Here is a 26786-nt window from a genome sequence, read left to right on the forward strand (position 1 = left end):
GCCCCGGCGGCCGCGCCCCGGTCAGGCAGCCACGGGCTCGGCCAGAGCCTGTTCACGCAGCGTCGACAACGTGCGCGAAAGAATACGCGAAACCTGCATCTGGGAGACGCCGAGACGTTCGGCGATCTGATTCTGGGTCATCGACCCGAAGAACCGCCACACCAGCACCTGCCGTTCGCGCCGCGGCAGCGCGGCGATGAGCGGCCGCACCGCCATCGCGTCCTCGAGCAGGCCGTAGCAGGGTTCGTCGCTGCCGAGCCTGCGCTGCACCGCACTGCCCGCGTCATCGTCATCGCGGGCGATCGATTCCAGCGAATTGCTGGTGTGCCCGTTCGCGGCGACCATCGCCTGCATGAGCTGCGGCAACTCGATCTCGAGTTCGGCCGCGACCTCACGAGCGGTCGGCACCCGCCCCAAACGTTGGGACAGGGCCTCGGTGGCCGGACCGATCCGCAGCTGAATGTCCTTCATCGTGCGCGGCACCCGCACCGCCCAGGTGCGATCACGGAAGTGTCGACGCACCTCACCCATCATCGTGGGGACCGCATACGCCAAGAATGTGCTGCCACGCGCGGGATCGAAGCGGTCCACCGCGTGGATCAGCCCGACCCGCGCCACCTGTTGCAGATCGTCGAACGACTCACCACGTCCACCGAATCGACGCGCAATATGCTCGGCCAACGGCAAACACAATTCGATGATCTCATCACGCAGATGCGATCGGTGCGGGTCGTCGACGCTCAATGCTTCCAACTTGTCGAACCACGGCTCGACGTTCTCATAACTATCCGCACTGCCCGAAGACCCATATTTGTCTGCCCGACCCTCCAACGATCGGGACACCGGCGTGGATCCGATGGTCTGAGCGTTCTTCGACTCGTTCATAGGGCCTCCTCGGTCCCGAATCGGCTGACTCTCGGCTCGACCTATCTCACAGGGGTACCCATTCCAGACGTAATCGAAAAGTGACCGATCCAGATTCGGGCCACACCCACGCTGACCTGCGGTGTCGACACCGCCCACTCGGGTATGCCCGCCTATGAGCCACCCTTTCCAGCCGTCGACGAGTGAATACCGCAGAAATCGGACATACCGAGAGAAGGAACACGCACATGACCGACACCGACCGCACACAACGTCGCGTTCTCGCCATTGTCAGCAATTACGGCGTCGAACAGGACGAACTCGTCGTACCCGTGCAGCACTTACGCGATACGGGCGCCCACGTCGATATCGCCGCCGAAACCGGAGATTCGATCCAGACCCTGGTGCACGACAAAAATCCCGGATCGACAATCCAACCCACCCACACCCTCGACACCATCGACCCGGCCGACTACGACCTGATCCTCATCCCCGGCGGCACACTCAACGCCGACACACTGCGCCTCGACGACACCGCTGTCGACATCGCCCGCCGCGCAGCCGCCGCGGGCACACCCATCGCCGCGATCTGCCACGGCCCATGGCTGCTCGTGGAAGCCGACATCCTCCGCGGCAAAACCCTCACCTCCTACCCCTCCCTGCGCACAGACATCCGCAACGCCGGAGCCGCCGACTGGGTCGACCGCCCCGTCGCCGTCGACGACACCCACGGCTACCCGCTCATCACCTCCCGCTCCCCCAAAGACCTCCACGACTTCCTCGACCGCATCGACACCACCCTCGCCGCCTGACCACCCACTACCCGACTGAAACTGCACTCGTATCGTAATCAATTGCACACCAACCATTTTCGTGCAAACAATGATCACGGTAGTCGATCTCGACGTGAAAATCGGCTGCCACGGAAACCGGGAAGGTCAGCGGTTTTCCGCGACAACCGCATGCGCGGCCAAGAACCGCTCGCGTTTCCGCGGCGCGATATTGGCGGCCGTCACATCGCCCGCATAATGGTCGAGCACCCGGCGATCCATCACCCGACGCCACAGCGGCGGGATGGCCGCCAGCAGGATCATGGTGGCGTACCCGGCGGGCAGTTGCGGAGACTCGCTGGTACTGCGCAAGGTCTGGTAGCGACGACCGGGATTGGCGTGATGGTCGCTGTGCCGCTGCAAATGGAACAAGAAGATATTGGTGACCAAACGGTCGCTGTTCCAGCTGTCACGCGGCGAGCACCGTGCGTACCGACCGTCCGGGCGGCGCCTGCGCAGCAGCCCGTAATGCTCGACATAGTTGACCGTCTCGAGCAACGCCGCGCCGATCACCGCCTGCAACACCAACCACGGCAGCACCGCGACACCGAACGCGGCGATCAACGTCCCGAACAGCACCACCGTCATCGCCCAGGCCTGCACGATGTGATTGTGCGGCGACCACCAGCGCCGCCCCTGCCGCCGCAACCGCTCCCCCTCCAACGCGAGCGCCGAACGGAACCCACCCGTCACCGTCCGCGGCAGAAACTCATACAGCGACTCCCCCAGCCGCGCACTCGCCGGATCCTCCGGCGTCGCGACCCGCACATGATGACCGCGATTGTGCTCGACGAAGAAGTGCCCGTACCCGGACTGGGCCAACGCGACTTTGGCCAACCACCGTTCCAGATGTTCGGCCCGATGGCCGAGTTCGTGCGCGGCATTGATCCCGATCCCGCTGACGAACCCGAGGGTGACCCCCAACCCCAATTTGTCGACGAAGCTCAGCTCGTGCCCCGCCCACATCGACGCGGCGATCACCAACCCCAGCAGCTGGATCGGCAGGAACATATAGGTGCACCACCGGTAATAGTGATTGTTCGACAGCGCCTCGTAATCCTCATCGCGCGGATTGCTGCCATCCTCACCGACGAGCGCGTCCAGCACCGGGATCGCGATCAACACGATGATCGGCCCGATCCACCAGAACACCTCCCATCCGGTGCGCAATACCAATTGCGAGGGCAGCAGCGCACATCCAGGGGCGATCAACCCCAACACCCACAGATATTGTTTCCGGTCCCGAGGACTATGTGATTCGCCCGCCGCTTGCACTGAGATCAACTCCGAGTGTCGCGTAATGGAACCCCGACAACCGGTAAATCCGGTTCTCCGCCGGACCTGTTACACCGCGAACGGACCGATCCCAACCAGCCGTTCCGACCCATCGAGTCGACCAAGCGACCATTCGGACAGCGATTCGTCCACCCACACCGATGACGCCGACAGCACAGATTTTACTCCGGCCCACTATTCACCTGAAGCCGCAATCTCACTGACACGCACCGAGATCCGATACGACACCACCGCCATCACGAAAAGCCCGAACCCGACATTGAGCAATGCGCCGAACCCCTCGGCCGCGAAATCCACCAGTGCGTTGAGCACCGTGAACACCAGCGCCGCGATCCGCAACGCCTGCAACGCCCACAGCGGCCGATCACCACGCAGCGCGACCATCGCCGGACCAGCCAGCGCCAACGTGATCGAAGCACTCACGAACAGAATCGCCCCCGAGATCCCCATCCGCTCGATCACGATCGACGTATCGGAGGTATCGATATCCAGCCCACCGGCCACCAACTGAACCACGCCCACCACGACACCCGCCGCCGACGCCAGCACCAGCAACCACCCGACCACCGGCACCCACCGCGGGCTACGGAAGAACCCCGGAATCAACCGCGGCAGGAACAGCCGCACCGCGTACAACCGGTCCGCCCGATGCCCCGCCGCCTCCAGCAACAACCGCACCCCCTGCACGGCCGCCGCATCCGCGCCGCCACTCTCGGCTCGATCCAACATGCGCGCGGCCGCGGCGCGACGATGCGGCGCCAACCCGCCCACCACCCCGTTCGCCGCGATGGCCGCCGCATTGGCCAGATACTCATCCGTCGTCGGCGCACGAAACACCCGCACCGCCCGATTCGCCAGCAGCACCACCAACACCAGCACGTACATGATCTCTGCGGACGGCCCGTAGAAATAGTCGTTGTCCGCGGTGACGAACTTGCCGACCTCGTCGAGGAACAGACCGAACCCGATACCGCCGACCACCACCGACACGATCCGCGCACCGAACCCGAGCACCAGCCACCCGATGAGCAGCGCGATCATCATCGCCGCACCCCCGTACAGCGCGTGCGCGATATGCAGCGTCCCACCACCGACCTGGGGGTAATCGGTGATCGCCAGATACAGCCGCGTCAGCAGGATGGTCGCGATCGCGATGATCAGAAACGCTTCGGCGGCGGCACTGCCGTAGGCACTGCGGACGAATCCGGTGCGACGTGCGGGCGCGGAGCCCACGGTCGCATCGCGATCGATCGGCACATTCACACGCACCACCTCGCGACGGTATCCGGCTCCGGTCAGCTCTCATGCTCGCACAGCGGGGACCTGGAAATCGGCCCCATAGAGGCTTCGACACCGACTACAGTCCAATTGGGCACACTGTGAGCGAACGACATCCAGGGGCGCGCGGCGGACCGCCCACCCAGCAGCAGTTCGGCTGTCACCACCCCTCGGGGAAGGGACCGCGCCCATGTCCGGCGGCCACACCGGTCAGCGATCGCGGGAGCCGGGAGTCCGGCCGTGACGCACTGGTTCACCGACACGATCGTCGACAACGGACGTCTGCCCCTGTTCTTCCTCATGGTGGCGTTCGTGCTGACCTTCCTGTTCATCCGGATCAGCACACGCATGATTCGCGCCGAAGTGTCGTGGTGGCCGGGCAACATCACCCCCGGCGGCCTGCACATCCACCATGTGGTCTTCGGTCTCGTCACCATGCTGCTCTCGGGGCTGCTGCTCGTCGCCCTCGCCGCGCACGAGACGCCGGTCCTCAACTGTGTGCTCGCCACCTTCTTCGGCATCGGCTCGGCACTTGTGCTCGACGAATTCGCACTCGTCCTGCATCTGCGCGACGTCTACTGGGCCGAGGCGGGACGCAGCAGTATCGACGCCGTCATGGTCGCCTTCGCCATCTCGATGCTGTTCCTGCTCGGCATCCACCCACTGGGGCTCGCCGACGATTTCGACGAGTACACCGACGACGGCGAAATCGTGACGCTCATCGTTTCGATCGTCGGGCTGGGCCTGCAATACGGCCTGGCCGTCATCACCTTGCTCAAAGGCAAATTCTGGACCGGCTTCCTCGGCCTGTTCTTCCCCATCCTCCTGATCGTCGGCGCGATCCGGCTCGGCCGCCCCACCGCACCATGGGCCCGCTGGCGCTACCCGCCCGGCTCGACGAAACTCGCCACAGCCACCGCCCGTGAGGCCCGCTACCGAGAACCGGTCATCCGCGCGAAGATCGCCGCACAGGAGTTCATCTCGGGCCACTTCACCCCCGTGAGTGGGTCCGACGAGCCGACGGATCCGCATGTCGGTACAAGGCACGAGTCCTCACAGGGCTGATCGACTCGGCGATCAGCGTCGTGGCGGCGACCTATAGTGCGACGCCCCTCCCCTCCTTGTCGTTTGTCGAGGTGACGGTGGGGGCTTGGTCGACTTGATGGTTATGCTATTCATGTTTAGATGCGCATATCTACGTATCGGCACTAGTTGTAACGGAAGTCTTGACGCGTGCACTGACTCGTACCGCCCACCATCCGGCGGTCTCCTTCGACCAGAACGATTTGACATCCTGTCGGCTCCCGCCTGGCCCGCACTCCCCCGAGTCACCGGACCACTCAGGGCACGCGCCCTCTCCCCCGCTTCCCATAGCAAGCTCCGGTATCGAGCACCGAAATGCCGAAGAGATGGACACCCTGATGGTGACGATGGACGAGGCTTGCAGTTCGGTGCGAAAGCCGCACACGCGAACGGTCATGCCGCCGCCGAGACGACCGCCGCCCCAACGGTGACACGCCGCCGATCACGTCTCCCGGTCGAACGTCCCGAGACCTTCTTTGTCGTAGTACTCGAGCGTGAGCCGGTCTCCGTCGAAGCTCGCCTTGGAGACCGTCCCTGGCGTGGCGTTCTCACCCGGCGGCGTGAAGATGAAGGTGTTCCCGTCCCAGTGGGTCAGGGGGAACGACATGTTCTTCGGGCCGAGCGTCAAGGTGAGTGCCCCGGCGGTCTCGGTGATGGTCGCCGGGCCGTAGTACGGGTTGGCGTAGGTACCCGCGTACCCCGGCAGCGGACCCGCGGGAGCCGGGTCGGCCGGTGCGGTGGCGCCCGCCAGCTCGCCGAGTGGAGCGCTCATCGGGGCGAAGGCCTGCTGGTAGAGCGCGCGCCAATCCTGCCGGATCTCGCCGAACTGGACGAGGTCGGCGAACTCGGCATTGAGCGTCTCCGGTACGCCGATCGGCGCCGCGTTGGTGAGGGTGACGATGCCGACATCCGCGGAAGGGATCATCGCGAACGCGGTGGCCGCACCCAGGTCGAATCCACCCGAATGACTGAGCATCACCCGCCCGGCGGCGGATTCGCTGACGTTGAACCCGAAGCCGTAGAAGCCCGCACGAGCGTCCGGCGCCTGCGGCGGCGACGACACCGATTGCGGCGTGATCGCGGGCAGTAGGTCCTCGGGTGCGATGAGCGTCTGCCCGTTCGCGGTCCCGTCGGCCAGCACCATCGTCATCCACTTCGCCATATCGGTGACCGAGGAACTCACTCCTCCCGCCGGTGATTGCGCATCGGGTTCACGTCCGGGGTTCGCGACCCGATATTCACCGTCGACGAGCACATGGCCGTCGGCGCGATCGGTGCGGTCGACGAAATCGCTGTAGCGCGAACTCGTCGCGTTCATCCCGAGCGGCTCGTACAGCGCCTGCGCCGACAGCGTCTCCCAGTCGGTGCCACTCGCCTGCGCGACCGCTACGGCGGCGGCGGTGACCCCGAAGTTGGTGTACTCGTAGGAATCCCGGAACGGACCCAGCGGCAGCAGTCGCAGCCGCTCGAGCACCTGCGCGCGGTCGTAGCCGAGATCTTCGAGCAGGTCACCGGCATGATCGGGCAGTCCGGAACGATGGGCGTACAGGTCACCGACGGTGACATGGTCGGTGACGTAGGGGTCGTCGAGCGCGAATGTCGGCGTCAGCTGATTGACCGGTGTATCCCATTCGACCTTGTCGGCGGTCACCTGGCGGGCGACCACCGTCGCTCCGACCGATTTCGATACCGACGCCAGCTGGAACACCGTATCGGGGCCGATCTCGGTCTTGCTGTCGATATTGCCGACACCGAATCCCTCGCTGTAGATCACCTGGCCGTCGTGCACCACGGCCACCGCCATGCCCGGCACTTTCGACGATGCCATGAGTTCCTCGGCCAATCCCCCGAGTCGATCGACCGCCTGGTCGATCCGATCGGCCGGTATATCGACTCCCGCGGCCTGATTCGGCATGAGGGTGGCGGTAGCCGACGGCGCCGCGCCGGTGGTCTGTTCACGCGCCGGATCGTTGCTACAAGCAGCGATGATCAGCCCTGCGGCCATGACCACCGCGACTGGTCCGAGCATTGTCCGTCGACGCGTCATGACGTCGCCTCCTGGGTGGCCGCCGCCCCCCGATCGACATCAATGTAGGCACATCCCGGCCGCCTACGAGGCAATACCGCCCGTCCGTGGCCGCGGCGTGACCGAGGTGTCACGCACCGTGAACTTCGGCTCTCGCCGGGTGGGCCGTTGGTGGCGGCACCGTCTCCGTCGGGGCGGGCAGTGCGGTGTCGGCGCCGAGTCCCTTCTCCTGCGCCGCGGCCCGGATCGCGTCCACGACGAGCAGCAGCGCCGCCCGTCGCGCGGTATTGGTGCGGTAGGCCAGCGATACGGTCCGGGTGAGGATGTCGCCGAGCACGACGACGTCCACACCGGGCGGACGCAGCGCGAGACCGAGATCGGATACCAGCGTCACCCCCAGCCCGGCCGCGACCATCGCCATCGCAGTCGCCTGTTCTTCCACTTCGTGGTCGATTCGTGGTTCCACTCCGACGGATCGAAACGCCAGCCGGACCGCGTGTCCGAAATGGGAACGGGCCGGGGCGAGGATCCACGGATGATCGGCCAGTTCCGCCAGCGTCACGCCCGCGACGGGCCCCGCACCGGCCGGGACGGCCGCATACAGCCGTTCGACCGCGATGACAGCGCGCTCGAGGCCGCTGTCCCAGGCCATCGGGTAGTTCGAATAGTCGAGCACGAACGACAGATCCAAAGTGCCGTCGCGGACGGCCGCGGCCGTCGATTCGGGGGCGAGTTCACGCGTGCGCACCACGATGCCCGGATGCGTCCGCGCGAGGGTGGTGAGCGCGTCCGGCAGGAGTCCGGAGGCCACCGACGCCCACACACCGGCGGTGAGCTTCGCCGTCACCGATTCCCCGGCCTCTTCGAGCGCCTGGGTGGCGCGCTCGACGGCGGCGAGGATCTCCTCGGCATGTTCGGCGAGCAGCACACCGCGGTCGGTGAGCTGCACGCGGCGCCCCCGCCGCTCCAGCAGCCGGGCGCCGACATCGCGTTCCAGATGAGCCAGCTGCTGCGACACCGCCGACGCGGTGTAGTGCAGCGCGGCCGCCGCGGCGGTGATCGTGCCGCGCCGGTGCAGCTCACGCAACATGCGCAGCCGGGCGAGCGACAGGTCCATGCCACCGAGCGTAAGCGTTGTGCAGCAACGCTGAACACTGCCGTGAACGAACCGTAAATGGACGTGCGAGCGGTGGTGAATGCACGCTGGGGGCACCCGGCGGCGATGGGTCGGCCGGGACGAGGAGGACCGGACAGGCGATTGGCGCGACGCGGCGTTTCCCTGCGGTTACCGGCATGAGCACGAACAGGGAGGTGTCCGCCATGACGATGATGCATGACCCGGTCAGTGGCACAGCGCAGGCGAGCGCCGGGACCTATCCGGCCGTTCCCGCGACGATGCCCGTCGCCCCCGCGGTCGGTCGTTGTGAGCCGTATCTGCGGCTGAAGTGGACCGACTCGCTCACCGGCGCTGTCGGCTACCTCGTGGTGCACGCCATCCGCGGCGGTTTGGCCACCGGCGGCACCCGGATGCGCGCCGGTTGCACGTTGAGCGAGGTCGAAGATCTGGCCCGCGGTATGGCCGATAAAACCGCCACTTTCGATCTGCCGGTCGGCGGGGCCAAGGGCGGCATCGATTTCGATCCGAAGGATCCGCGTGCCGTCGGCGTGCTGGAGCGGTTCTGTATCGCGATGCGGCCGTGGCTCGATGCGCATTGGGTGACCGCCGAGGACCTGGGTGTCCCGCAGCATGTGCTCGACGAGGTTTTCGACGGGCTCGGGCTCGGGCAGAGCTATCACGCCGCCATCAGGCGTGCCGCCGACCCGGCCGCGACTCTGGAGCGGGTGCGGAAGGGGCTGAACGCGGCGGTCGACGGCGGATTCCTGCTCGGCGATGTGGTCGGCGGCTACGGGGTCGCGCACGCCTGTCTGGCGGCGGCGGTCTGGTGGGGTCGTGCACCCGCGCAGACGACCGTGGCCATCCAAGGGGTGGGCACCATGGGCGGGGCGGCGGCCTACTACCTGCACGAGGCGGGGATGACGATCACCACCGTCGCCGATGCCGCGGGCACGCTGTACCGCGCCGAGGGCCTCGATATCCCCGCCTTGCTGGACCTGCGCGACGGTTACGGCGAAATCGACCGATCCCGGCTCCCCGACGGCGTCGAGCAGCTACCGCGCGCCGCGATCCTGTCGGCCGAGGTCGACATCCTCGTTCCGGCGGCGATCTCCTATGCGATCACGCCGGACAACTCGTTCGACGTCCGCGCCCGTGTCATCGTCGAGGCCGCGAACGCCGCGACCACACCGGAGGCGGAGGCCATGCTCGCCGCCCGCGGCGTCCCGGTGGTGCCCGACTTCGTCGCGAACGCCGGTGCGGTGGCCTGGGCGTGGTGGCTGTTGCTCGGTGAGGTCGACGACGTACCGGAGACCTCGTTCGATCGGCTCCGCACCAGCATGCACGCCAAGGTCGCGCAGCTGTTGGCGGCCTGGGCCGAAAACGGCGCCACACCGCGCGAGACCGGTCATCGTTGGGCAGATGATCCGCCGCCGGTGTCGGAACCGGTCGTCATCCCCTGACGCCCGGCCCTCCACCCGCGCAGGAGTGCCGACGAGTTCGGTATACGGTGTGATCCTCGCACTGTCGGGTATCGGAGGGATCGAACGTGGGGGCATTGGAGCCGGGGGCGGTATTCGCCGGGTACACCATCGAACGCCTGCTCGGCGTGGGCGGCATGGGCGAGGTCTATATCGCCCGACATCCACGGCTCCCCCGCTCCGACGCGCTGAAGGTACTCGCCGCGCAGTTCACCAGCGACGACTCCTACCGTCGTCGTTTCGAGCGTGAGGCCGACCTCGCCGCCTCCCTGTCGCATCCCGGCGTCGTCAGCGTCCATGATCGCGGCGAATCCGATGGACGATTGTGGATCGCCCTGGAACTGATCGACGGGATCGATCTGTCGGCTCTGCTCACCACCGCGCCCGGCGGGTTGCCCGGCGCCGAGGCGGGGCGCGCGATCACCGAGGTCGCCGACGCGCTCGACTACGCCGGTGCCCGCGGGCTGGTCCATCGAGATGTGAAGCCCGCCAACATCCTGCTCGCCAGGACCGGCCATTACCTGCTGACCGATTTCGGCATCGCGCGGATGGGGCCGGAGAACTCCGACCTCACCGGCACCGGCCTGACCATCGGCACCATCGCCTACGCCTCACCCGAACAGATGCAGGGCCTGCCGGTCGAGCCGCGCTCGGATCAGTACGCCCTGGCGGCCACCGCTTTTCATCTCCTCACCGGTGCGCAGCCGTTCACCGGGACCAGTCCGGTCGCGGTGATCATGGCGCATGCCCAGCAGCCGGTTCCGAGCGTGCGACAGCATCGGCCCGACCTCGCGCCATCGGTCGATTCGGTGATCGGGCGGGCGATGGCGAAGAACCCGGCGCATCGCTTCCCCAGCAGCAAGGACTTCGCGACCGCGCTCGGGCACGCCCTCGCGGCCGCACCGGGCCCACCGGCGCGGCACGACCGGCAAGCGCCGACCACCGTGCGCCCGGCGCCGATCCACCCTGGGCCGCATCATCCGAGGCCGCCCTATCCCGGGAACGCGGTGAATGCCCGGCGGCGCCTCGCGCCGCGGATCATCGGAGCGCTGGTGGTCGCGGTGGCGCTGCTCGTCGCCGGTGTGCTCGGTGTCCGGGCGTTCCTGCACGACGCGGGCGCTGCGGAGGCCGCGCGGCTGCCTCGTCAACCCGTGACGCCGATCCTTCCGTCACTCGACAAGCGACCGGACACCCCGATCTGGACGCTGTCGGAGGTTCCCGGTCCACCCGGATCCCGCACCGAGAAGGTCGCAGCGCTCGGCGGCGATGCCGATATCGTCCTCTTCGGCCGCGAGGTCCGCCTCGCCGACGGAAACTCCATCGTGTACCTCGATATCGTCGATGCGAATACCGGTCGGCTCCGGGCGGGTGCCGAACCCATCCCGGTCGATACCGGACAACGAATTCTCGATCGCTGCGTCGTCAACGTAGGACGTTCGGCCGTCGCCTGCCAGCTCACCGGTGCGGCAACGCGATCCGATGCCGTCATGGTCATCGACCTCACGACCAACCGCATCGTCGACACCCTCACCGCGACCGAGCAGATCGATAGCCTGACCGCCGCAGGCGAGCGCTTCGTCTTCGTGGACCGGCCCGACGAGCCTCGATCGCCGTCGCTGCGATCGGTCGGCCCCGATGGCCGCGAACTTCCCGCGATCGCCTGGCCCGAGGCCCAGCCGAGTGCGGAGTCGCTCGAACCGCGTCATGCGATCGAAGTGTTCGGCTTGGTCCGCCTCGCCGTGATCAAATCTGCGCCCGATCCGTCACAACCGTTGGCTCGGTGGGAGTTCCGTGTGATCCGACTGGAAGACGGTCAGGAGATCTTCCGCCGCGATTCCGTCGACGAGGTCGACGATCTGGACTGGAACGTCTTCATCGACGGGTTCGTCCTCGCCGACGGTGAAGTGCCCGCCGGGGTCTACGACCGCAACGGCATCAAGACCGCGGATCTGCCCGACGGCTGGCGCCCCGGCATCCGCCCGTCGATGCCGTTCGGACCGGGACCGGCGGAGACCTCGGTGCCGACCGCGATCAAAACCGACGGCAGCACCACCACCTACGCCGGTATCAGCCCGCGCAGCGGAACCGTGCTCTGGCAGCAGAAGTCCCATAGCGCCGACGACGAACCCGAACACCTCGTCTTGCGCGGTATCGGCACCCTGATCATGACCACCGAGTCCGGCCGCGTGGTCGACGCCTACACCGGCGAGTACGTGATCCCCGGCCGCGTATCGGAAGGCACCGAGCTCGGCACCGACGGCACCCGGATCGCCGTCGCCCTCGACTCGACCTACGCGGGCAACAAGCTCGAAGTGTGGAGCAGCGATGGCGAGGTCTGGGAGATCACCGGCGACCATACTCCCGTCGCGGTCGCCGACAAGATCTACCTCGGCAACGTGCGGCTCTTCTGAACCCGCTCCGCGCTCGCGCGGGGCAACCTGCGTCAGGGTTCGTTCAGCGGGAGGCTGTTTCCCACTCGTACCCGTCCGGGTCCGTGAACGCTCCGGCGTCACCGCCGATCAGGAGCCGGTGTGATCCGGTGCCGTCGGCGGGGACGCCCGCGGTCTTGGCGAGTCCACCGCGCTTGTTCAGGGTGAGCGTGATGGGACCGGTGTCGAGTTCGACGTACTTTCGGCCATAGCTCTTGGCCACGGTGAGTCCGCGATCGATGTAGAACTGCTTGCTCGCGGCCACATCGGCGACGCCGAGCTGAAGTACCAGATCATCGATCTGCCGGGTGGCAGGGCCGTTGTCCTTCTTCGAGGAGGACGCGAGCGTCCAGATCGTGCCGTCCGGGGCCGCGACGACACCGCCGTAGCCCCACAGCGACTTCGCCGCAGGCTTCAGCACCGTGGCACCGGCCTCGACGGCGCTGTCGATGAAACCGCGGACGGTCGACGGCCGCGACACCACCAGCGACATCGTGAACCCCCGAAATCCGGTCGTCGGCGCTTGCGAAGCCCGCACCCGCACCCGATCGGTCACCCCGAACGCGGCGGCGTAGAAGGCCTCGGCCGCCGCAGGCTCGGCGACCTCGATGGTGACGAGTTCTATTGTTGCCATCTCCCCACGATACGAAGCCGCGACCAGCCCGGCTTCTCGATTCCTGACCGATCCGATCGGCCCCACCATCGTGATCCACCGCACCGATGGCGGCATGGCTCACCGTCACCGACAACGGTTTCACACGGGCCATCCAGGACGAGATCGGCATCAAACCCACCTGGTCCCCCGAAGTTTTCGGCGATCTCGACGAAGACGTCCGCAACTCACTGCGCCGCATCGAACGCAGCCCGTTCATCACCCGCACCAGCACGACGGGATCCGTGAATTCCGTTGTGCTCGCCGGTTATCCGGTAGTGGTGTCCACGGCACGGTTCAGTCGTGTACGGCGATGGCGTCACAGCGGCTGCCACACTCGGCTCGGCATCATTACCACGCTGGCCCGCGGGCATCGGTCCCGGGCAGCTCGAGAGGGTGCGTCGACCCGATCGGCGAAACATGCGCGAGGTCTGCGGTTCGCCGACTATGGGATTCTATGAACGGTGGTTCGGGCCCACATCAAAGCACGAACTGAGCTGGCCGAAACTCATCGAATGACATCCAGGTGAACTTGCCTCGCCGTGACGAAAAGGTGCGCGGGTACTCGGATCTCACGCTCCATCCACCCGCCGTCCGTGCCCGATCAGCCGACGATGAGCACGAAGGTTTCGGCCACACAGGCAGGTTTGCTCGCACCGCCGTCGATGACGTACTTCGTCCACACGACCGAGCCCGCGGAGGATTCGGCGATATCGGTGAAGGCGACTGTTGCCCGCAGCGTCGCGCCCACCGGCACCGGAGCCGGGAACCCAACCTTGTCGACTCCGTAATTGATTCGGGCAGAACCGAACTCGAAGGATATGAGCGACCGGCTGAAATGCGGCAGCAACGACAACGTGAGATACCCGTGGGCGATGGTGGCACCATACGGACCCTTCGCCGCACGTTCGCGATCGACGTGGATCCACTGGAGGCCGTCGGTCGCCTCGGCGAACGCGGTGATCCGCGCTGGTCGATCACCAGCGCGGATCACTCGGCCCGATCTGCTCCCCCAGCGCGGCACGGACGTCGTCGAGCGAGGTGAATACCCGGGTCACGCTGGGCTCCTGCCTATCGGGGATGAGGTCGACGGTAGCGTTCGGTCTCATAGTTGCGGGGTCACGTCCTATCGCACGCGAACCGAGCGCACTCACGATCCGAGACAGCGACCGTCTGTTACGGCCGGGCAGATGGGCCGATCGGCACCGGCGCTCCGGCGAAGAGGGAGCCCTCGGGTATCTGCATGGACGTCGACCCCGCCGGAGCGCGCGAACTTCGAACAGTCCGAAACACGTCCGCATGCCGCACCGCCCAGCCAACCAAACCCCAGGTCAGGGCGCGATTTGGCGCATCACCATCCCATCCGATAATCTTGCTGGGCACACCGGTCCGGGTGGCGGAATGGCAGACGCGCTAGCTTGAGGTGCTAGTGCCCTTCAACGGGCGTGGGGGTTCAAGTCCCCCTCCGGACACAGAACTGTCGCATTTATGCTGAAGAAACCGTGTCCAGGCGCTGCCTGGGCACGCATTTTTCTGTCATCACCGTGACCTGCGGTTTCACCCTGATCGGGGGTGAATGCTGTGACCGATGACACATTTCTCACAGCCCTCCCCGCCTTCGCACACCGGCTCCCATCCGGCCTGGATGGCCAGCGGCCGCCGGGGCCGGCGCTGCCGCTGGGGCAGGTAGAGGCGCCCCCTCGGTCGACCGCGGTGCACAGCATCCGTCCCGTCGATGCCAGCGGCCGCGTGGTCGACAAGTCCGCCGTCCGGGCGCTGGGCTGGAGCCCCGGCGATCTGCTGTCCTGGCGCGTTGGCGGTGGGCTGATTCTGATCACCCGGCCCGGATTCGGTAAACGGGCATCACCAAACACGGCCACATCGCACTACCCTCCGCACAGCGTCGGGCCGTCGGCATCCGTATGCGCGAACGCGTGCTGCTGGCCGCCGACCCCGACCAGCAGCTACTGGTCGTCTATCCCGCAGCCGTACTCGACGAAATCCTCAGCCGCCGCTTCGCCGAAGGAGCACCGCGATGACTGCCGCCGACACCAACGCCGATATCGCTGCCGTGCAGATGATGATGGAACGACTCGGGCTCACCGCCGGCGATCTCACCGGTGCCCGCCATCCCGCTCGCGTTGTACCGACATTCGCAGACCACATTCCCGCCGTTCTGGCCGGCATGCCCGAGGGCCGCACCCGCGAGCACTACCGCACCTACTGGGACAAGATCCTCGACCAGCCCGGGTGGGCCGACCGCCGACTGGACGAACCCACCGCGGCTGAGCTTCGCATGTTATGCGAACAGATTCGCGCAGCCCGCATCATCCGGCGCAGCGACCGTGGCGGACGCGACGTCGTCCGCCACGTCGTCGACGCACTGCGCCGCCTCTACAAACACGCCGAGGACAGCCGGCTCATCGACCCGAGAGATAACCCGGCGGCGCGCCTGGACAAGCCCAAACGCACCCGCTCCAACCGAAGGGCCCTCACCTCGGACCTGCTCGCCCAAATCGTGGATGTCGCGGCATCCACCGGCAACGATCCCGAACTCGACACCCTGTTGCTGCGGCTACACTCCGAGACCGCTTGCCGACGCGCGGGTGCTTTGGCGCTCCGGCCACAAGATCTCGACCCGGTGCAGTCGCTGATTCTGCTGCGCGAAAAGGGTGAAACCCAGCTGTGGCAGCCGGTCTCACCGACCCTGATGCGTGCACTGTACTGCCACGCCGAGGAGAGTGGCGGCACTGCCACCGAACAGTTGCTGCGTACCGGCGGGGCAAACCCATCACGCGACGCAGATACAACTATCTGTTCGAACGACTTGGCCGGCAGCTTCAGTGGGTCCGCAGCGACGGGATCTCCATCCATCGGTTCCGCCACACAACTATCACCTGGGTCGAACGCCGCTACGGCACGGCGGTCACTCAAGAGTTCGCCCGCCACAGCCAAACTGGAACCGGCCCCACCGGGATCTACACGCCTGCGACCATCGCCGAGGTTGCTACAGCACTCTCCCATGCTGCGGTAAGGCCTGAGGTGTCAGATCCTCCTCCGAACACCGAAACCGGTGGAATTCCACCGATACCCCGCAGACGACATCGGCCACCCGCCCATTGGGCGGGTGGCCGGGATGAAGCCCGTGCCTCGATCCGATCCGGTACCCGCGCTGGTGCCGGGATTCCTGCGGCAACCACCTCCGGTGCGGCCGGTCCTTCCGGCGCTGTCGCCTGCGCCCACCGACCCGGCATGTGACGGTGCGCTCGCGGTCGCGCATCTGGACCGGACCGGCCGCTTCTTCGCCCGCCCGCTGCTGCGGTTGCTGGGTTGGCAGCCCGGAGACCGGATCACGGTGGGACTCAACGGCTCCGCGCTGTCGGTGACCGCAGATGCGGCCGGCGCCTTCTGTCTCGGTGACCGCGGTGAGCTGACGTTGCACGCGCCGCTGCGGCGCAGCGCCGGAATCGAGACCGTGATCGTGGTGCTGGCGGTACCGTCGCGCTGGTTGCTGATCGTTCGTCCCGCCCACGCCGTCGTCGCACTGCTGCTCGACCACCTCGACGGAACGGAGACCGACGATGTCCTACCCTGACCCCGATTTCACTGTGCTTGCCGGGCTCGTGACCGGCCGGCTCGATCGGCGCGGGCCGCTGCCGACTCTGGGCGAGTATCTGCCGCGTGTGGTGGCTGCGACCGGGCCCGGCGCACGTAAGGCATACGGATCGTATTGGAATCACATTCTCGTCGCCTGGGACACCCGCGACTGGATGCGATCACCGCCACCGAGATCGAGGAACTCTCCCGGCGCGTCGCCGCCGACGCGCGGGTCCGACGCACCGGCTGCGGTGGCCGGTCCGCGCGCGAGCACTTGATCGCGACGGCGCGGGCGGTCTACACCCGGGCCATCGCCAACGACCTGCTGCCGCCCGGAGCCAGTCCGGCCCACCGCGTGGCCAAGCCGCGTCGCCTGCCCGGTGTGCGGCGTGCGCTCACCACGGCCGAACTCACCCGGATCGACGCGGTGGCCCGCACCACCGGCAACGATCCCGCCCTCGACGCACTACTGCTGCGGCTGCACACCGAGACCGCCTGCCGACGCGGCGGCGCACTCACGCTGCGGGTGGACGATCTCGACACCGGCGAATGGCTGCTGCGGCTGCGGGAGAAGGGCGGTTTGCGGCGGAGGCAGCCGATCAGCCGCTGATGGCGCAGGCGCTGTCCGCGCACACCGAGCAGCGTGGTGCGCGCCGTCCCGGTGCCGATCTGCTGCGCTACCGCGACGGCCGACCGCTGACCTACCGCCGCTACGACCAGCTGGGGCGCGGGTCGGTGGACGCCTGCCGTGGGTGGCCGCGCAGGGCGTGTCCACGCATTGGCTACGCCACACCACGCTCACCTGGGTCGAGCGCAACTTCGGATACGCCGTTGCTCGTGCCTACGCCGGACATGCTGATCCGGACTGCCGTACAGGGCAAACCGTCACGTACATACGCGCGAACCTTGAGGAAGTCGCTCAGGCTCTCACCGCAATGACCGGCGAACCGCATCCGCTGGCAGCATGAACACTCGATCAGCTGGTCAAGGGCGAGTCCAGATGCGCCACGCCTTCACCATCGAGTTCGCTGACAACCGCTGCGCCCCTTCCCGTCATCGCCAGCAGCAGCGCCTCGCCGGATCCGCGTACCTCGGGACCGCGGCCAGCGGACCAGTCCATATCCGTGGCACACAGCCGTACACCGCGTGTGCGGCGCGCGCCCCCTATGACCGGACTGATGCGGGCATAGTCGAGCGAAACCCGCAGGCGTTCTTCAGCGATGGTTCTGAGTTGGCCGAGCGGTCGGCGTACGTCCTGCTGATGGATGAGGCACTCGATCAGTGCCACTCGGCCACCGTAGAGCGCCGCCGCACCGGAAGGTTCAATTCCCTGACGCATCAACGCGACGAGCTGTTCGGGTTCCAGCGCATCATAGCCTCGGAGTCCCCTCGCATTGAGTCGATCGACGTCGAGTCGTGTGCGGAGCATGTTAATGGACAAACGGGCTCGGCTCTGCCCGAGATAGGCGATCGTATGGGCCACCACGTCGCGAACGGCCCAACCCTCGCACAGGCTGGGCATGCTCCACTGTTCCGGCGCCAGCCCTTCCAGCAGCTCCGCGAACTCGATTCGTTCCCGGCGAGCGAAGGTGTTGACGGTGACCATCAGTGTGCCCTCCTGCGATGCATCAAACTTCTCAAGCATTCCATACCGCGGCTGGGCGTCCAACACTCGTCTACACGCATGCTGCGGTGACCGATCTGGCCACAAACAGTATGTTGAGGTTGATCCCGATGTCAGATTCGACTGATGCGACGTCCCACTGGAGAGGTCGGGGTCGGTGAGGCGTCGACTCACATGCAACGGCAAACAAGTGGTCGCCGTTCGCCGCTCGAACACCTCACACCGCAAGTCTCGAGGGAGTTCTACGTATCGCGGATCGGCACGTGCGTGCCGAAGGGCTTGGCCGATGTGGCCGATGGCGTGAGTGGCGATGTAGTCGTGCAGGCGTGCCACCGCAGGGGTGGGGCGGTGGTTTCCGGAGGTCAGGCGGCGATCCAGGCCCTGGCTGTCCGAACTGCGCAACAACACCGTTGGTGATGTCTTCATCAGTGCTGGTCGGTTCGAGGAACCGCTGTCATCGAGATGTCATCGGTATGTCAAGGCGGGGAGGGAATCTGGTCGCCGCACCTACTACAGGAAGTTGACGGCCATGCGGAATATGCCGGGACGACACATCACGGTGAACGGTCACGAGCTGTACGTCGAGGAATCGGGTCGCGGCGGGCAGTATGTCGTTTTCGAGGGCGGGCTATGGAGTTCACGGGTCTGCTGGGACCGAGTTGTGCCGCTGCTGCCGAGCGACGATACGCGGCTGATCACCTACGACCGGATCGGGCTCGGGCGCAGTGCACCGCTGGATCGGCCACTGAGCGTCGAACAGCACGCCGCAGATCTGGTCGCGCTCGTCGAACAGTTGGTGCCGAATCGGCTGGTGCTGGTGGCACACAGCTACGGCGGCGTGATCGCCCGGCTGGCGGCGCCCGCGCTGCGGGACAGGCTGGACGGACTGCTGCTGCTGGATCCCTTTCCGGAGCGGGCTCATGCCTACGACGATATCGACGCAATCCTGCGAGTCGCGGATCGGCCGCTGGTCATGGCACAGTGGCTGACCCGGATCCCGCCACTGCGGCCGGTGGTTGCCTCCGCCATGAAATGCTTTCCGCCGGATACCTTCCGGACCATCGTCGAAGAGGATGCCGTACCACGCGGAGTCCAGCAGGCGCGGCGGGAATGGGCGGCTCTCGCGGATTCGGTCGCACGCCTGCGGCAAAAACCGCCGGAACCACCGCACTGCCCGGTCATGCTGCTATCGGCCGATCGGGTCACCAAGTCGACGGCGCCTCACCACGCCGACATCCAGGCCGCCCAGCGCGAATACATCGACCAGCTGCCGGATGGGCGGTTCGAAACGGTCGACTGCACCCACCATGTGGAGGCGCTGGTGCCCGAGATGGTAGCCGACCGGGTGCGGATACTACAGGCACGCAACGGCGCGCCGACCGAGAACTGATGCTCACGGGTCGGGCCGATCACCGGCCCGGCCCGCGCATTCGAGCCAAGGAGGGGTTCCGGTATAACCGCCGAAAAACCAACGGATATGCGAAGCCGGTAGCCGATCGCTTGTGAGACCGGGTTCAGCCTGCGCCGGTGGTTGATTGCTGTTGGCTTGGCTCCCAACGCTATTGACTGGTCTGGGAGGTCGGGTTCGTGGCGACGCGGGTGTTCGCGGATGAGGAGTTGGCTCGTCTGCGGGAGTTCCCGGAGATCGGCCGTGAGGAGTTGTTCCGGTTCTCCACGCTGTCACCGGCGGATCTGGCGTTCGTCGATCCTGGTCGCGGGCGTGGTCCGGCAGATCGGCTCGGGATCGCGATCGCGTTGTGCACGTTGCCGTGGTTGGGGTTCGTGGTAACCGCCCACCGGTCGCGGTAGCGCGCCCGGCTGACCAGTTGCGGGTCGACGGTACCGAGATCCGTTCCTACGGCCGCCGCGCCCAGACCCGCACCGATCACCTGCGGCTGGTCGCCCAGTACCCGGGGTGGCGGACGGCCGGTGCGCGCCGAAGTCGACAAGCTGGCGTTCCTCCGCGATCTGGGCGCGGACCGCCTCGATATGTCGGTGCTGCCCGCCGAGCGGCGCCGGTTCCTGGCCACAATGAGGCGTCGGTTGACCCCGCAGGCGCTGGAACGTCGCGATCCGTACGTCAGCGAAGCGCCGGTAACAGGGCGAATGCCTGTCGCACCAGTGCGGGGAGATCAGGGGGGTTCGTGGTGTCCCGGGTGCGCAGCTCCCATTCGCGGATCAAGGCGGTGCGCAGCACTGCGACAGCGGTGCGGGCGGCCAGGTCGGCTGTGTAGTCCACGTCGTCGGGTGCAGTCCCGTTGCGGTGCAACCGGTCTCGCAAGGCATCGGCGATGGCCGATTCGAACTGGACCAGCAGTGACCGCGCCGAGCGGCCGAGCTGCGTGCGGGGCGGGCCTTGCAGAAACAGCCACAATGCGCTGGGTGTCCCGGAGTCGTCCGGGGCGCGTTCAACGGCGGCAAGCGCCGCCCGCTCGATCGCGGTCAGAGGCTTCTCGTCGCCCGGTCGGGCACGGATCGCCGCAGTGAACACCGGCAGGTCATCGATGATGTCGTCCACCAACAGTTCCTCCTTGCCGGCGAAATACCGAAAGAAGGTCCGCTCGGTCACCCCGGCTTGGTCGGCGATCTCCCGCACGGTGGTCGCGGCGTACCCGCGGTCGGCGAACAGCCGGGTCGCGGCCATTCGCAGCGCCTCGCGCGTGGCGGCCTTCTTTCGTTCCCGATGGCTGGTCTGCTCGCTCACCGTCATCACGATAGCGGTCCGATCGTTCCTCCGCGGCCATAAAATGTCAGCCCTGACGATTGTCATAACTGACATTTTGTGCGAGTCTCTATCCCGGACCGAAGGGAAGGCCATGGATATTCTCGAGCGCCGTCGGATCCCGATCACGACAGTGGTCGCGGCTGCGGCGACCGCCAACCCCCGCCTGAGCCATGTGGCGCGCTCGGATCAATGGAGTCCGCGGTCCGGCCCGACAAGCGGACTCGACTACCAGGAACATGCGGCTGATGGCGAGACTGACGGCTGGGAAGTCACGGGCCTGGACTGGAAGACCGGAGAAACCGTGCACCGCACCATCTTCGGCCAATCCGATCTCGGCAACGGCGCCTACGCCATCATCGAAGCACTCCCCCAACGGCGACCTGCTCTTCAACGGCATCGGCGGACCCTTCCGCGCCACAATCGCCGAGTAGCTCCGGTTCCGCCCGGTGGCTTGCCCCGATTCCCTTGGGGCAGGCGCCAGCTGACGTCCGGTTCGAGCGGACACCCGAGGCACCACTGATTGCTCTGTCTCAGCGATCCGACGTAAACGTCGGCGCCTACGTAAAGGATGTGAAGGCTTGCTCAGTTCATTGCGACGACTACCAGGGATTATTCGAGTGCCAATGCTGTTGGCCGGCGTATCTCTGATCTTGCTGGGATGCGCGACCGGCACGGACGGCCAGGAAGGCAGCAGCACACCGACAGGTTCGGACACTCGTGCGGCGGATGCGAAGGCCGAGGAGGAATGGGCCTATTCGGTCGGCATCCAGAACTACGTGTTCGGTCTCCCGCTGACAATCCTCGAGCGCGAGCGCAAACTGCGGATGGATCCGGTGGCGTTGGAGAAGGCCAAGGCGTACGCGCAGGCTGCTCCGCTCAACCAGATCGGCCACATGAAAACTCTTGCCACCGCGGACGTTCGCATGCCGTACACGCCGAACAACGACACCGTCTACAGCGGCGCAGGGCTCGAACTCCGCGATGAGCCGATGATCCTTACCGCCCCGGACATCATGGACCGCTACTGGTCGGTCCAGGTCGCGGACACCTACACCAACAATGTGCTCTACCTCGGTACCCGCGCGACCGGCGGCAAGGGCGGAGATCATGCCTTCGTCGGACCGAACTGGCACGGCGAATTGCCGCCCGGGGTGATCGAACACCGCATGCCGAACAACAGCGTGATGATGGCGATCCGGATCGGCGTGCTGCCCGGCGACGCCACCGATCTCGCCGAAGTCAACGCACTACAGGAGAAGTTCACCACGACCGCGTTGTCGAACTGGAGCGATCCGGCCAAGCACGGCCAGGTGACAGTGCCCGATCTGGGCAAGCGCCCGAACTACCAGGGCGATCTGGCGTTCTTTCAGACGGTCGCCGATCTGGCCGCGGAGAACCCACCTGCTCCGGGCAACGAGGCGGCCATCGAACTATTCCGTCGCGGCGGAATCACCCTCGGCGAACCCATGGACATCAATGCCCTGAGCGAACCGATGCGAAAGGGCTTGACGCGGGCGGCGAAAGAGGGCCCGCAGATCATGTCGTGGAAGGTGAAGTACCGCGGTGCGCCGTACCCGACGCGTTGGAACAACCTCGAGCCGGGCAACTACGGGGTCAACTACTTCGATCGCGCCGCCGGGGCGCTCGAGGGTCTGTTCGTTCACGATCGCGACGAGGCCGAATACTTCAGCACCTACGAGGACGGCGACGCGAACCTGCTCGACGGGACCCGGAAGTACGTCCTGCATTTCAACGCCGACCAGCTCCCACCCACCCTGCCCAACGGATTCTGGTCGATCACCATGTACGGGGCGGACTTTCAGCTGGTCAAGAACTCGATCAACCGATACTCCATCGGAGACCGCACCCCGGGCCTGACCAAGAACCCCGACGGATCGCTCGATATCTACATTCAGAACGAACCACCCGCAGGCCATGAGAGCAACTGGTTGCCGTCCCCGCCCAGCGGACTGTTCCGGTTGAACTACCGCCTCTACCTCCCCGCCGGCGACGCCAAGGATCCCGCGGCCCTCGGCAAGTACCTTCCCCCCATCGACAAGACCAACTGAGCGCCGCTTCTATCCCGTCCGATCATGACGGCGCCCGCCGACGCCGGCGTCGAAGACTCTCCGACGATCGACGGTTCACCGATGGAGCCAGGTCCAACGCATCCGAATTCCGACTACCCGGATACCGGTTCCTGCCAGCCCGGAACCCCAAGGAGGGGCTGTGCCTGCGTACAAGGATCCGCATCCCCCGCGAGACCGACTGGATCCACACCGATGTGCTGGAGTGCACAGCCAATGGCGCGCTGATAAGGCCACCGCCGAAGACCAGGCCACAGATCGGTGACGCCAGCTCTGGCCCGCGCGCGGACCTGCGAAACTGTTCGATGTGCGGATAGGTGTGCTGGGGTCATTGCGGGTTACGACCCACGCGGACGAACCGGTAGACATCAGCGGGTCCCGATTGCGGTCGCTGACGGCACGGTTGTCTCTGGACACCGGACGGACGGTCGGCGCCGAGACACTCATCGCCGACCTGTGGGGCGAACTGGCGCCCGAGGGCGCGCCCAACGCCCTGTCGCGGCTCGTGTCCCGTCTGCGGCGAGCGCTTCCCGATGGAAACACACTTCTGCGCTCCGAACCCGGCGGCTACCGGCTGCTGGTCGCCGAGGCGGACGTCGACGCGTTACGTTTCGAGCGTCTGGTCACCGTCGGCCGCGGCGAACTCGCCGAGGGACGGCCGCACGCGGCAGCGCGAATCCTCGGCGACGCCGAGGCACTCTGGCGCGGTACACCACTGAGCGGACTCGGCGATCCGCCCTTCGCGGCGCTGGCCGCCGATCGCTTGTCCGAGCTCCGGGTGCAGGCCGCCGAGCACCGTATCGCCGCCGAACTGGCGTTGGGGCGGCATGCGGAGGTCTGCGCCGATGTGGAGCGGCTGGCTGCGGAACATCCACTGCGGGAACGGCTGCAAGCACAGCTGATGCGGGTACGGTACGTCACCGGGCGACAGGCGGACGCCCTGGCGGTGTTCGAGCGGGTGCGGACGGCATTGAGTGAGGAGTTGGGCGCCGACCCATCCCCCGAACTATCCGAGCTGCATATGGCAATCCTTCGGCAGGATCCGGATCTCGTTCCCCGCACCCACATCGCACCGAACCCGAAACCACCGGAGCGCGCCATCATTCCGGTACCCGATCTGATAGGCCGGGACAGCGACCTGGCTGCCCTGCGCGCGGCAGTCGATACCAACCGTCTCGTCACCGTCACCGGCCCCGGCGGTGCGGGTAAGACACGAATCGCACTTGCACTCACAGCCGATCTCGACGATGCACACCTGATCGAACTCGCACCGTTGGACAGCCCGGACGATCTGTGCCGGCAGATCCTGCTGGCTCTGGACGCGCATGCTCCCGGCGCACCCGCTGGAACCGATTCCGCCACTTCGAGTCTCGCGGCGGTGGCCGAGGTGTTGCGACTGCGGCGGGCGCTACTGGTGCTGGACAACTGCGACCATCTCATCGACGCGGCCGCCGAATTCACCGCACATCTCCTCGCGACATGTCCCGGACTGCGGTTCATTGCCACGAGCCGTGAACCCCTCGGTATCGCGGGCGAGATCCGCTACACCCTGCCACCCCTGGGCTTGCCGCCCGCGGGCGCGTCCGCCGCGGAGGCGCAGGGGTATCCGGCGGTCCGGCTCCTGATCGAGCGGGCGAGAGCTGTTCGGCCCGACTTCGCCGTCACCGACGCCAATGTCGGAGCCGTCATCGACATCTGCCGGCGACTCGACGGGCTGCCGCTGGCTCTCGAGCTCGCCGCCGCGCAGTTCCGGGTGCTGACCCCGGAGCAGATCGCTGCCCGGCTCGACGACCGGCTCCACATGCTCACCACGGCGAACCGCGGCACACCCGCCCGGCACAGCACACTTCGCGCGGTGGTGGAGTCGAGCTGGCAGACCCTCGCCGAGCCGGAACGTGTGCTGGCTCGGCGGTTCTCGATATTTCGCAGCACCGTTGCCCTACCGGCGGTCGAGGTGGTCTGCGCGGACCATGGGCACGACAACGGGCTGCCGTCGGCCGCGATTCTCGATGCCCTGCGCGGCCTTGTCGACAAGTCCGTGATCGTTGCGGTGCCACCCGAACCCCCGGCCACCGAGATGGGCTACCGCATGCTCGACACGTTGCGCATCTACGGCGCGCAACAGCTACTCGACAGCGGTGAGGCGACGGACGTCCGGGCGGCACACGCCCGGCACTGGCTCGCGATCGCGGAAGCCGAGGAGCCCCGCCTGCGCACCGGGAACCAGCTGCACGCTCTGCGGACCCTACGGGCCGCGCACCCCGATCTGTTGTCCGCACTCCGCAATCTCCTCGAGGACCAGAACGCGGTCCTCGCGACCAGGCTCTGCGCGGCCCTGCTGTGGTACTGGATCCTCCAGGGCGCGGGCTACGATTTCGCACTCGTCGAGGCGGTGCTGGAGCTGGACGACGAGCGCTGCGGCAACGAGCGAGCTCTTGTGGCGGCCGCACACACGCTGGTCGTCGTCGGTTTCGGCCAGGCGGAACCCGTTGCCGCCCACCGAAGTATCGATGTCGCCCGGGCCCACCGCGGCGGCACCGGACACCCCCTGCTGGCGCTGTTGCCGGTGATCGTGGCACAAGCTGACGCGCAGATCGACAGCGCCCGCGACGAACTCACCCGACTGTTCGATGCCGATGACACCTGGACCCGGGCCGTCGCCCGGCTCTTCCACGGATTCATCGATGACGCGACCGGCGACATCGCCACGGCCGGACGTCATTTCCGCAGAGCACGAAGCGATTTCCAGCAATTGGGTGACCGCTGGGGAATGTGGGCGGCCGCTCAGGGAGTGGCCAAGGTACACGCCGCCGCCGGCGAACCAGTTGCGGCCGCGGACCGGTTTCGGGAAGCGCTGGGTCATCTCACCGCGCTCGGTGCCGCCAAGGATGCTCCGGAGCTGTCGGCGCAGATCGGGCACCAGCTCATGCACGCCGGCGATCATCGTGGCGCCCACGTCGAACTCACCCGGGCACTCGATCTCGCCCGCGAGCACGGGCACGCCGCTGCGTTCACCTGGGCGGCGTTCGGACTCGGACTCCTCGCCGCCGAGTCCGGAGATGTTACGCGGGCTCGGCGCCGGTACGAGGAGGCACTGTCCGGGTGGCAGCAGGACGGCCACCAGTCCGCCGTCCCGGCCCACGCCGCGACATCCGCGCTCGTGCATTCCGCGTTGGCGGATATGGCGCTGCGCGAGAACGACAACTCGGCTGCGCGGGACCGTCTGCGCGCCGCGGTCGATCTCGCGATCCGTTCGGGGCACCCCGGGACGATCGCCGCCGTGTCCGAGAAATTGGCCGAACTCACTCTCGCCGAGGGGGAAGCCACGGCGGCGGCGGAGCTCCTGGGCGCGGCGGCGGGCCTACGCGGATGGGACGACGCCCGTCCTCATTCCGGTTCCGCCGCGTTTGCTGCCGCCGGGCAACGTCTCGGTGCGGCGGACTTCGCCGACGCGTATGGACAGGGGCGCACGATGCCCCGTGCCACGATATTCGCCACCTTGCGCCGGGCTGTCGAGAGCGGCTGATCAGAGCGCCGGGTCCGCGCTCACCCGGACGATCCCGGGCCGCCGCCGTGCCCATCCGAGACTCGCGGTCCGGTGTCACTACGATGTGGCCGATATGTCATACCGGACACCGAGCGTATGACCATGCGATTCCCCACGTTCTCCGTCCTCGCCCTCCTGGCGGCGACCGCGACA

The 26786-nt window shown here is 66.8% G+C and carries 20 protein-coding genes, 1 tRNA gene and 2 pseudogenes; 13 read left to right on the plus strand and 10 right to left on the minus strand.

What is annotated here, in order from left to right; all coding sequences use genetic code 11:
- Positions 1-21 precede the first annotated feature (21 nt).
- Positions 22-885, minus strand: a complete 864-nt coding sequence (locus QH168_RS18510) for an RNA polymerase sigma factor SigF (RefSeq protein WP_280235953.1) — start codon at positions 883-885, stop codon at positions 22-24.
- A 227-nt stretch (positions 886-1112) separates the two neighbouring features.
- On the opposite strand from QH168_RS18510, the gene QH168_RS18515 reads away from it, so the two are divergent.
- Complete coding sequence (locus tag QH168_RS18515) at positions 1113-1676, plus strand: DJ-1/PfpI/YhbO family deglycase/protease (RefSeq protein ID WP_280235954.1); 564 nt, start codon at positions 1113-1115, stop codon at positions 1674-1676.
- Between the two features lie 126 nt (positions 1677-1802).
- On the opposite strand, the gene QH168_RS18520 is transcribed toward QH168_RS18515, so the two are convergent.
- On the minus strand, positions 1803-2975 hold the full coding sequence (locus QH168_RS18520; RefSeq protein ID WP_432421132.1) for an alkane 1-monooxygenase: 1173 nt from the start codon (positions 2973-2975) through the stop codon (positions 1803-1805).
- 189 nt (positions 2976-3164) lie between these two features.
- On the minus strand, positions 3165-4223 hold the full coding sequence (locus QH168_RS18525; protein ID WP_280236098.1) for a hypothetical protein: 1059 nt from the start codon (positions 4221-4223) through the stop codon (positions 3165-3167).
- Between the two features lie 285 nt (positions 4224-4508).
- Between QH168_RS18525 and QH168_RS18530 the strand changes: the two genes are divergently transcribed.
- Positions 4509-5333 (plus strand): hypothetical protein, encoded by an 825-nt coding sequence (locus tag QH168_RS18530; RefSeq protein WP_280235956.1) that lies wholly within the window; start codon positions 4509-4511, stop codon positions 5331-5333.
- A gap of 460 nt (positions 5334-5793) precedes the next feature.
- On the opposite strand, the gene QH168_RS18535 is transcribed toward QH168_RS18530, so the two are convergent.
- Together QH168_RS18535 and QH168_RS18540 are read right to left on the minus strand one after the other, a co-directional pair.
- Positions 5794-7398: a serine hydrolase gene (locus tag QH168_RS18535; RefSeq protein WP_280235957.1), complete on the minus strand. Its 1605-nt coding sequence runs from the start codon at positions 7396-7398 to the stop codon at positions 5794-5796.
- A gap of 109 nt (positions 7399-7507) precedes the next feature.
- Positions 7508-8494: a LysR family transcriptional regulator gene (locus QH168_RS18540; RefSeq protein WP_280235959.1), complete on the minus strand. Its 987-nt coding sequence runs from the start codon at positions 8492-8494 to the stop codon at positions 7508-7510.
- Positions 8495-8697: 203 nt separating this feature from the next.
- On the opposite strand from QH168_RS18540, the gene QH168_RS18545 reads away from it, so the two are divergent.
- Positions 8698-9954, plus strand: a complete 1257-nt coding sequence (locus QH168_RS18545; protein WP_432421127.1) for a Glu/Leu/Phe/Val dehydrogenase dimerization domain-containing protein — start codon at positions 8698-8700, stop codon at positions 9952-9954.
- A gap of 86 nt (positions 9955-10040) precedes the next feature.
- Positions 10041-12383 carry a serine/threonine-protein kinase gene (locus QH168_RS18550; RefSeq protein ID WP_280235960.1) on the plus strand — a complete coding sequence of 781 codons (2343 nt, stop codon included), beginning with the start codon at positions 10041-10043 and terminating at the stop codon, positions 12381-12383.
- Positions 12384-12426: 43 nt separating this feature from the next.
- Here QH168_RS18550 and QH168_RS18555 read toward each other — a convergent pair whose 3' ends face one another.
- Positions 12427-13035, minus strand: a complete 609-nt coding sequence (locus QH168_RS18555; RefSeq protein WP_280235961.1) for a glyoxalase — start codon at positions 13033-13035, stop codon at positions 12427-12429.
- Between the two features lie 67 nt (positions 13036-13102).
- Here QH168_RS18555 and QH168_RS18560 point away from each other — a divergent pair.
- Positions 13103-13284 (plus strand): annotated as a pseudogene (locus tag QH168_RS18560) (carbonic anhydrase); the annotation flags it as partial.
- A 373-nt stretch (positions 13285-13657) separates the two neighbouring features.
- On the opposite strand, the gene QH168_RS18565 reads toward QH168_RS18560, so the two are convergent.
- Both QH168_RS18565 and QH168_RS18570 read right to left on the minus strand, forming a co-directional pair.
- A complete protein-coding gene (locus QH168_RS18565) occupies positions 13658-14047 on the minus strand; it encodes a MaoC family dehydratase (protein ID WP_280235962.1) in 390 nt (129 codons plus the stop codon).
- A complete protein-coding gene (locus tag QH168_RS18570; RefSeq protein WP_280235963.1) occupies positions 14031-14162 on the minus strand; it encodes a hypothetical protein in 132 nt (43 codons plus the stop codon). Before QH168_RS18570 ends, QH168_RS18565 begins: the two co-directional genes overlap by 17 nt.
- A gap of 278 nt (positions 14163-14440) precedes the next feature.
- On the opposite strand from QH168_RS18570, the gene QH168_RS18575 reads away from it, so the two are divergent.
- The 4 genes from QH168_RS18575 (at position 14441) to QH168_RS18590 (ending at position 17260) form a co-directional block, all read left to right on the plus strand.
- Positions 14441-14525: transfer RNA gene (locus QH168_RS18575), tRNA-Leu, on the plus strand.
- Positions 14526-15088: 563 nt separating this feature from the next.
- Positions 15089-16087 (plus strand): site-specific integrase, encoded by a 999-nt coding sequence (locus QH168_RS18580; protein ID WP_280235964.1) that lies wholly within the window; start codon positions 15089-15091, stop codon positions 16085-16087.
- Positions 16088-16189: 102 nt separating this feature from the next.
- Positions 16190-16648, plus strand: coding sequence for a hypothetical protein (locus QH168_RS18585; RefSeq protein WP_280235965.1), 459 nt, complete (start codon positions 16190-16192; stop codon positions 16646-16648).
- A 135-nt stretch (positions 16649-16783) separates the two neighbouring features.
- Positions 16784-17260 (plus strand): hypothetical protein, encoded by a 477-nt coding sequence (locus tag QH168_RS18590; RefSeq protein ID WP_280235966.1) that lies wholly within the window; start codon positions 16784-16786, stop codon positions 17258-17260.
- Positions 17261-17626: 366 nt separating this feature from the next.
- Here QH168_RS18590 and QH168_RS18595 read toward each other — a convergent pair whose 3' ends face one another.
- Positions 17627-18256 (minus strand): maleylpyruvate isomerase family mycothiol-dependent enzyme, encoded by a 630-nt coding sequence (locus QH168_RS18595; RefSeq protein WP_280235968.1) that lies wholly within the window; start codon positions 18254-18256, stop codon positions 17627-17629.
- A gap of 547 nt (positions 18257-18803) precedes the next feature.
- Here QH168_RS18595 and QH168_RS18600 point away from each other — a divergent pair.
- Positions 18804-19664 carry an alpha/beta fold hydrolase gene (locus tag QH168_RS18600; RefSeq protein ID WP_280235969.1) on the plus strand — a complete coding sequence of 287 codons (861 nt, stop codon included), beginning with the start codon at positions 18804-18806 and terminating at the stop codon, positions 19662-19664.
- Positions 19665-19861: 197 nt separating this feature from the next.
- Positions 19862-20350: pseudogene (locus QH168_RS27590) on the plus strand (DUF4158 domain-containing protein); the annotation flags it as partial.
- A 4-nt stretch (positions 20351-20354) separates the two neighbouring features.
- On the opposite strand, the gene QH168_RS18610 reads toward QH168_RS27590, so the two are convergent.
- The gene (locus QH168_RS18610) at positions 20355-20978 is read right to left on the minus strand and encodes a TetR/AcrR family transcriptional regulator (RefSeq protein WP_280236100.1); all 624 of its coding nucleotides are present in this window, start codon (positions 20976-20978) and stop codon (positions 20355-20357) included.
- 644 nt (positions 20979-21622) lie between these two features.
- On the opposite strand from QH168_RS18610, the gene QH168_RS18615 reads away from it, so the two are divergent.
- Entirely contained in the window at positions 21623-23068 is a 1446-nt protein-coding gene (locus QH168_RS18615; protein WP_280236101.1) for a DUF1254 domain-containing protein, read from the plus strand.
- Positions 23069-23393: 325 nt separating this feature from the next.
- Positions 23394-26612: a BTAD domain-containing putative transcriptional regulator gene (locus QH168_RS18620; protein ID WP_280235970.1), complete on the plus strand. Its 3219-nt coding sequence runs from the start codon at positions 23394-23396 to the stop codon at positions 26610-26612.
- Positions 26613-26786 lie beyond the last annotated feature (174 nt).

Source organism: Nocardia cyriacigeorgica (assembly GCF_029868385.1).
Lineage (GTDB): Bacteria > Actinomycetota > Actinomycetes > Mycobacteriales > Mycobacteriaceae > Nocardia > Nocardia cyriacigeorgica_F.

Excerpts from the sequence above, each read along its gene's own strand:
- QH168_RS18510 (WP_280235953.1), bottom strand. The coding sequence starts at position 885 with ATGAACGAGTCGAAGAACGCTCAGACCATCGGATCCACGCCGGTGTCC.
- QH168_RS18515 (WP_280235954.1), top strand. The coding sequence starts at position 1,113 with ATGACCGACACCGACCGCACACAACGTCGCGTTCTCGCCATTGTCAGC.
- QH168_RS18535 (WP_280235957.1), bottom strand. The coding sequence starts at position 7,398 with ATGACGCGTCGACGGACAATGCTCGGACCAGTCGCGGTGGTCATGGCC.
- QH168_RS18540 (WP_280235959.1), bottom strand. The coding sequence starts at position 8,494 with ATGGACCTGTCGCTCGCCCGGCTGCGCATGTTGCGTGAGCTGCACCGG.
- QH168_RS18545 (WP_432421127.1), top strand. The coding sequence starts at position 8,698 with ATGACGATGATGCATGACCCGGTCAGTGGCACAGCGCAGGCGAGCGCC.
- QH168_RS18555 (WP_280235961.1), bottom strand. The coding sequence starts at position 13,035 with ATGGCAACAATAGAACTCGTCACCATCGAGGTCGCCGAGCCTGCGGCG.
- QH168_RS18570 (WP_280235963.1), bottom strand. The coding sequence starts at position 14,162 with ATGAGACCGAACGCTACCGTCGACCTCATCCCCGATAGGCAGGAGCCC.
- QH168_RS18580 (WP_280235964.1), top strand. The coding sequence starts at position 15,089 with ATGACTGCCGCCGACACCAACGCCGATATCGCTGCCGTGCAGATGATG.
- QH168_RS18585 (WP_280235965.1), top strand. The coding sequence starts at position 16,190 with ATGAAGCCCGTGCCTCGATCCGATCCGGTACCCGCGCTGGTGCCGGGA.
- QH168_RS18595 (WP_280235968.1), bottom strand. The coding sequence starts at position 18,256 with ATGGTCACCGTCAACACCTTCGCTCGCCGGGAACGAATCGAGTTCGCG.
- QH168_RS18600 (WP_280235969.1), top strand. The coding sequence starts at position 18,804 with ATGCGGAATATGCCGGGACGACACATCACGGTGAACGGTCACGAGCTG.
- QH168_RS18615 (WP_280236101.1), top strand. The coding sequence starts at position 21,623 with ATGCTGTTGGCCGGCGTATCTCTGATCTTGCTGGGATGCGCGACCGGC.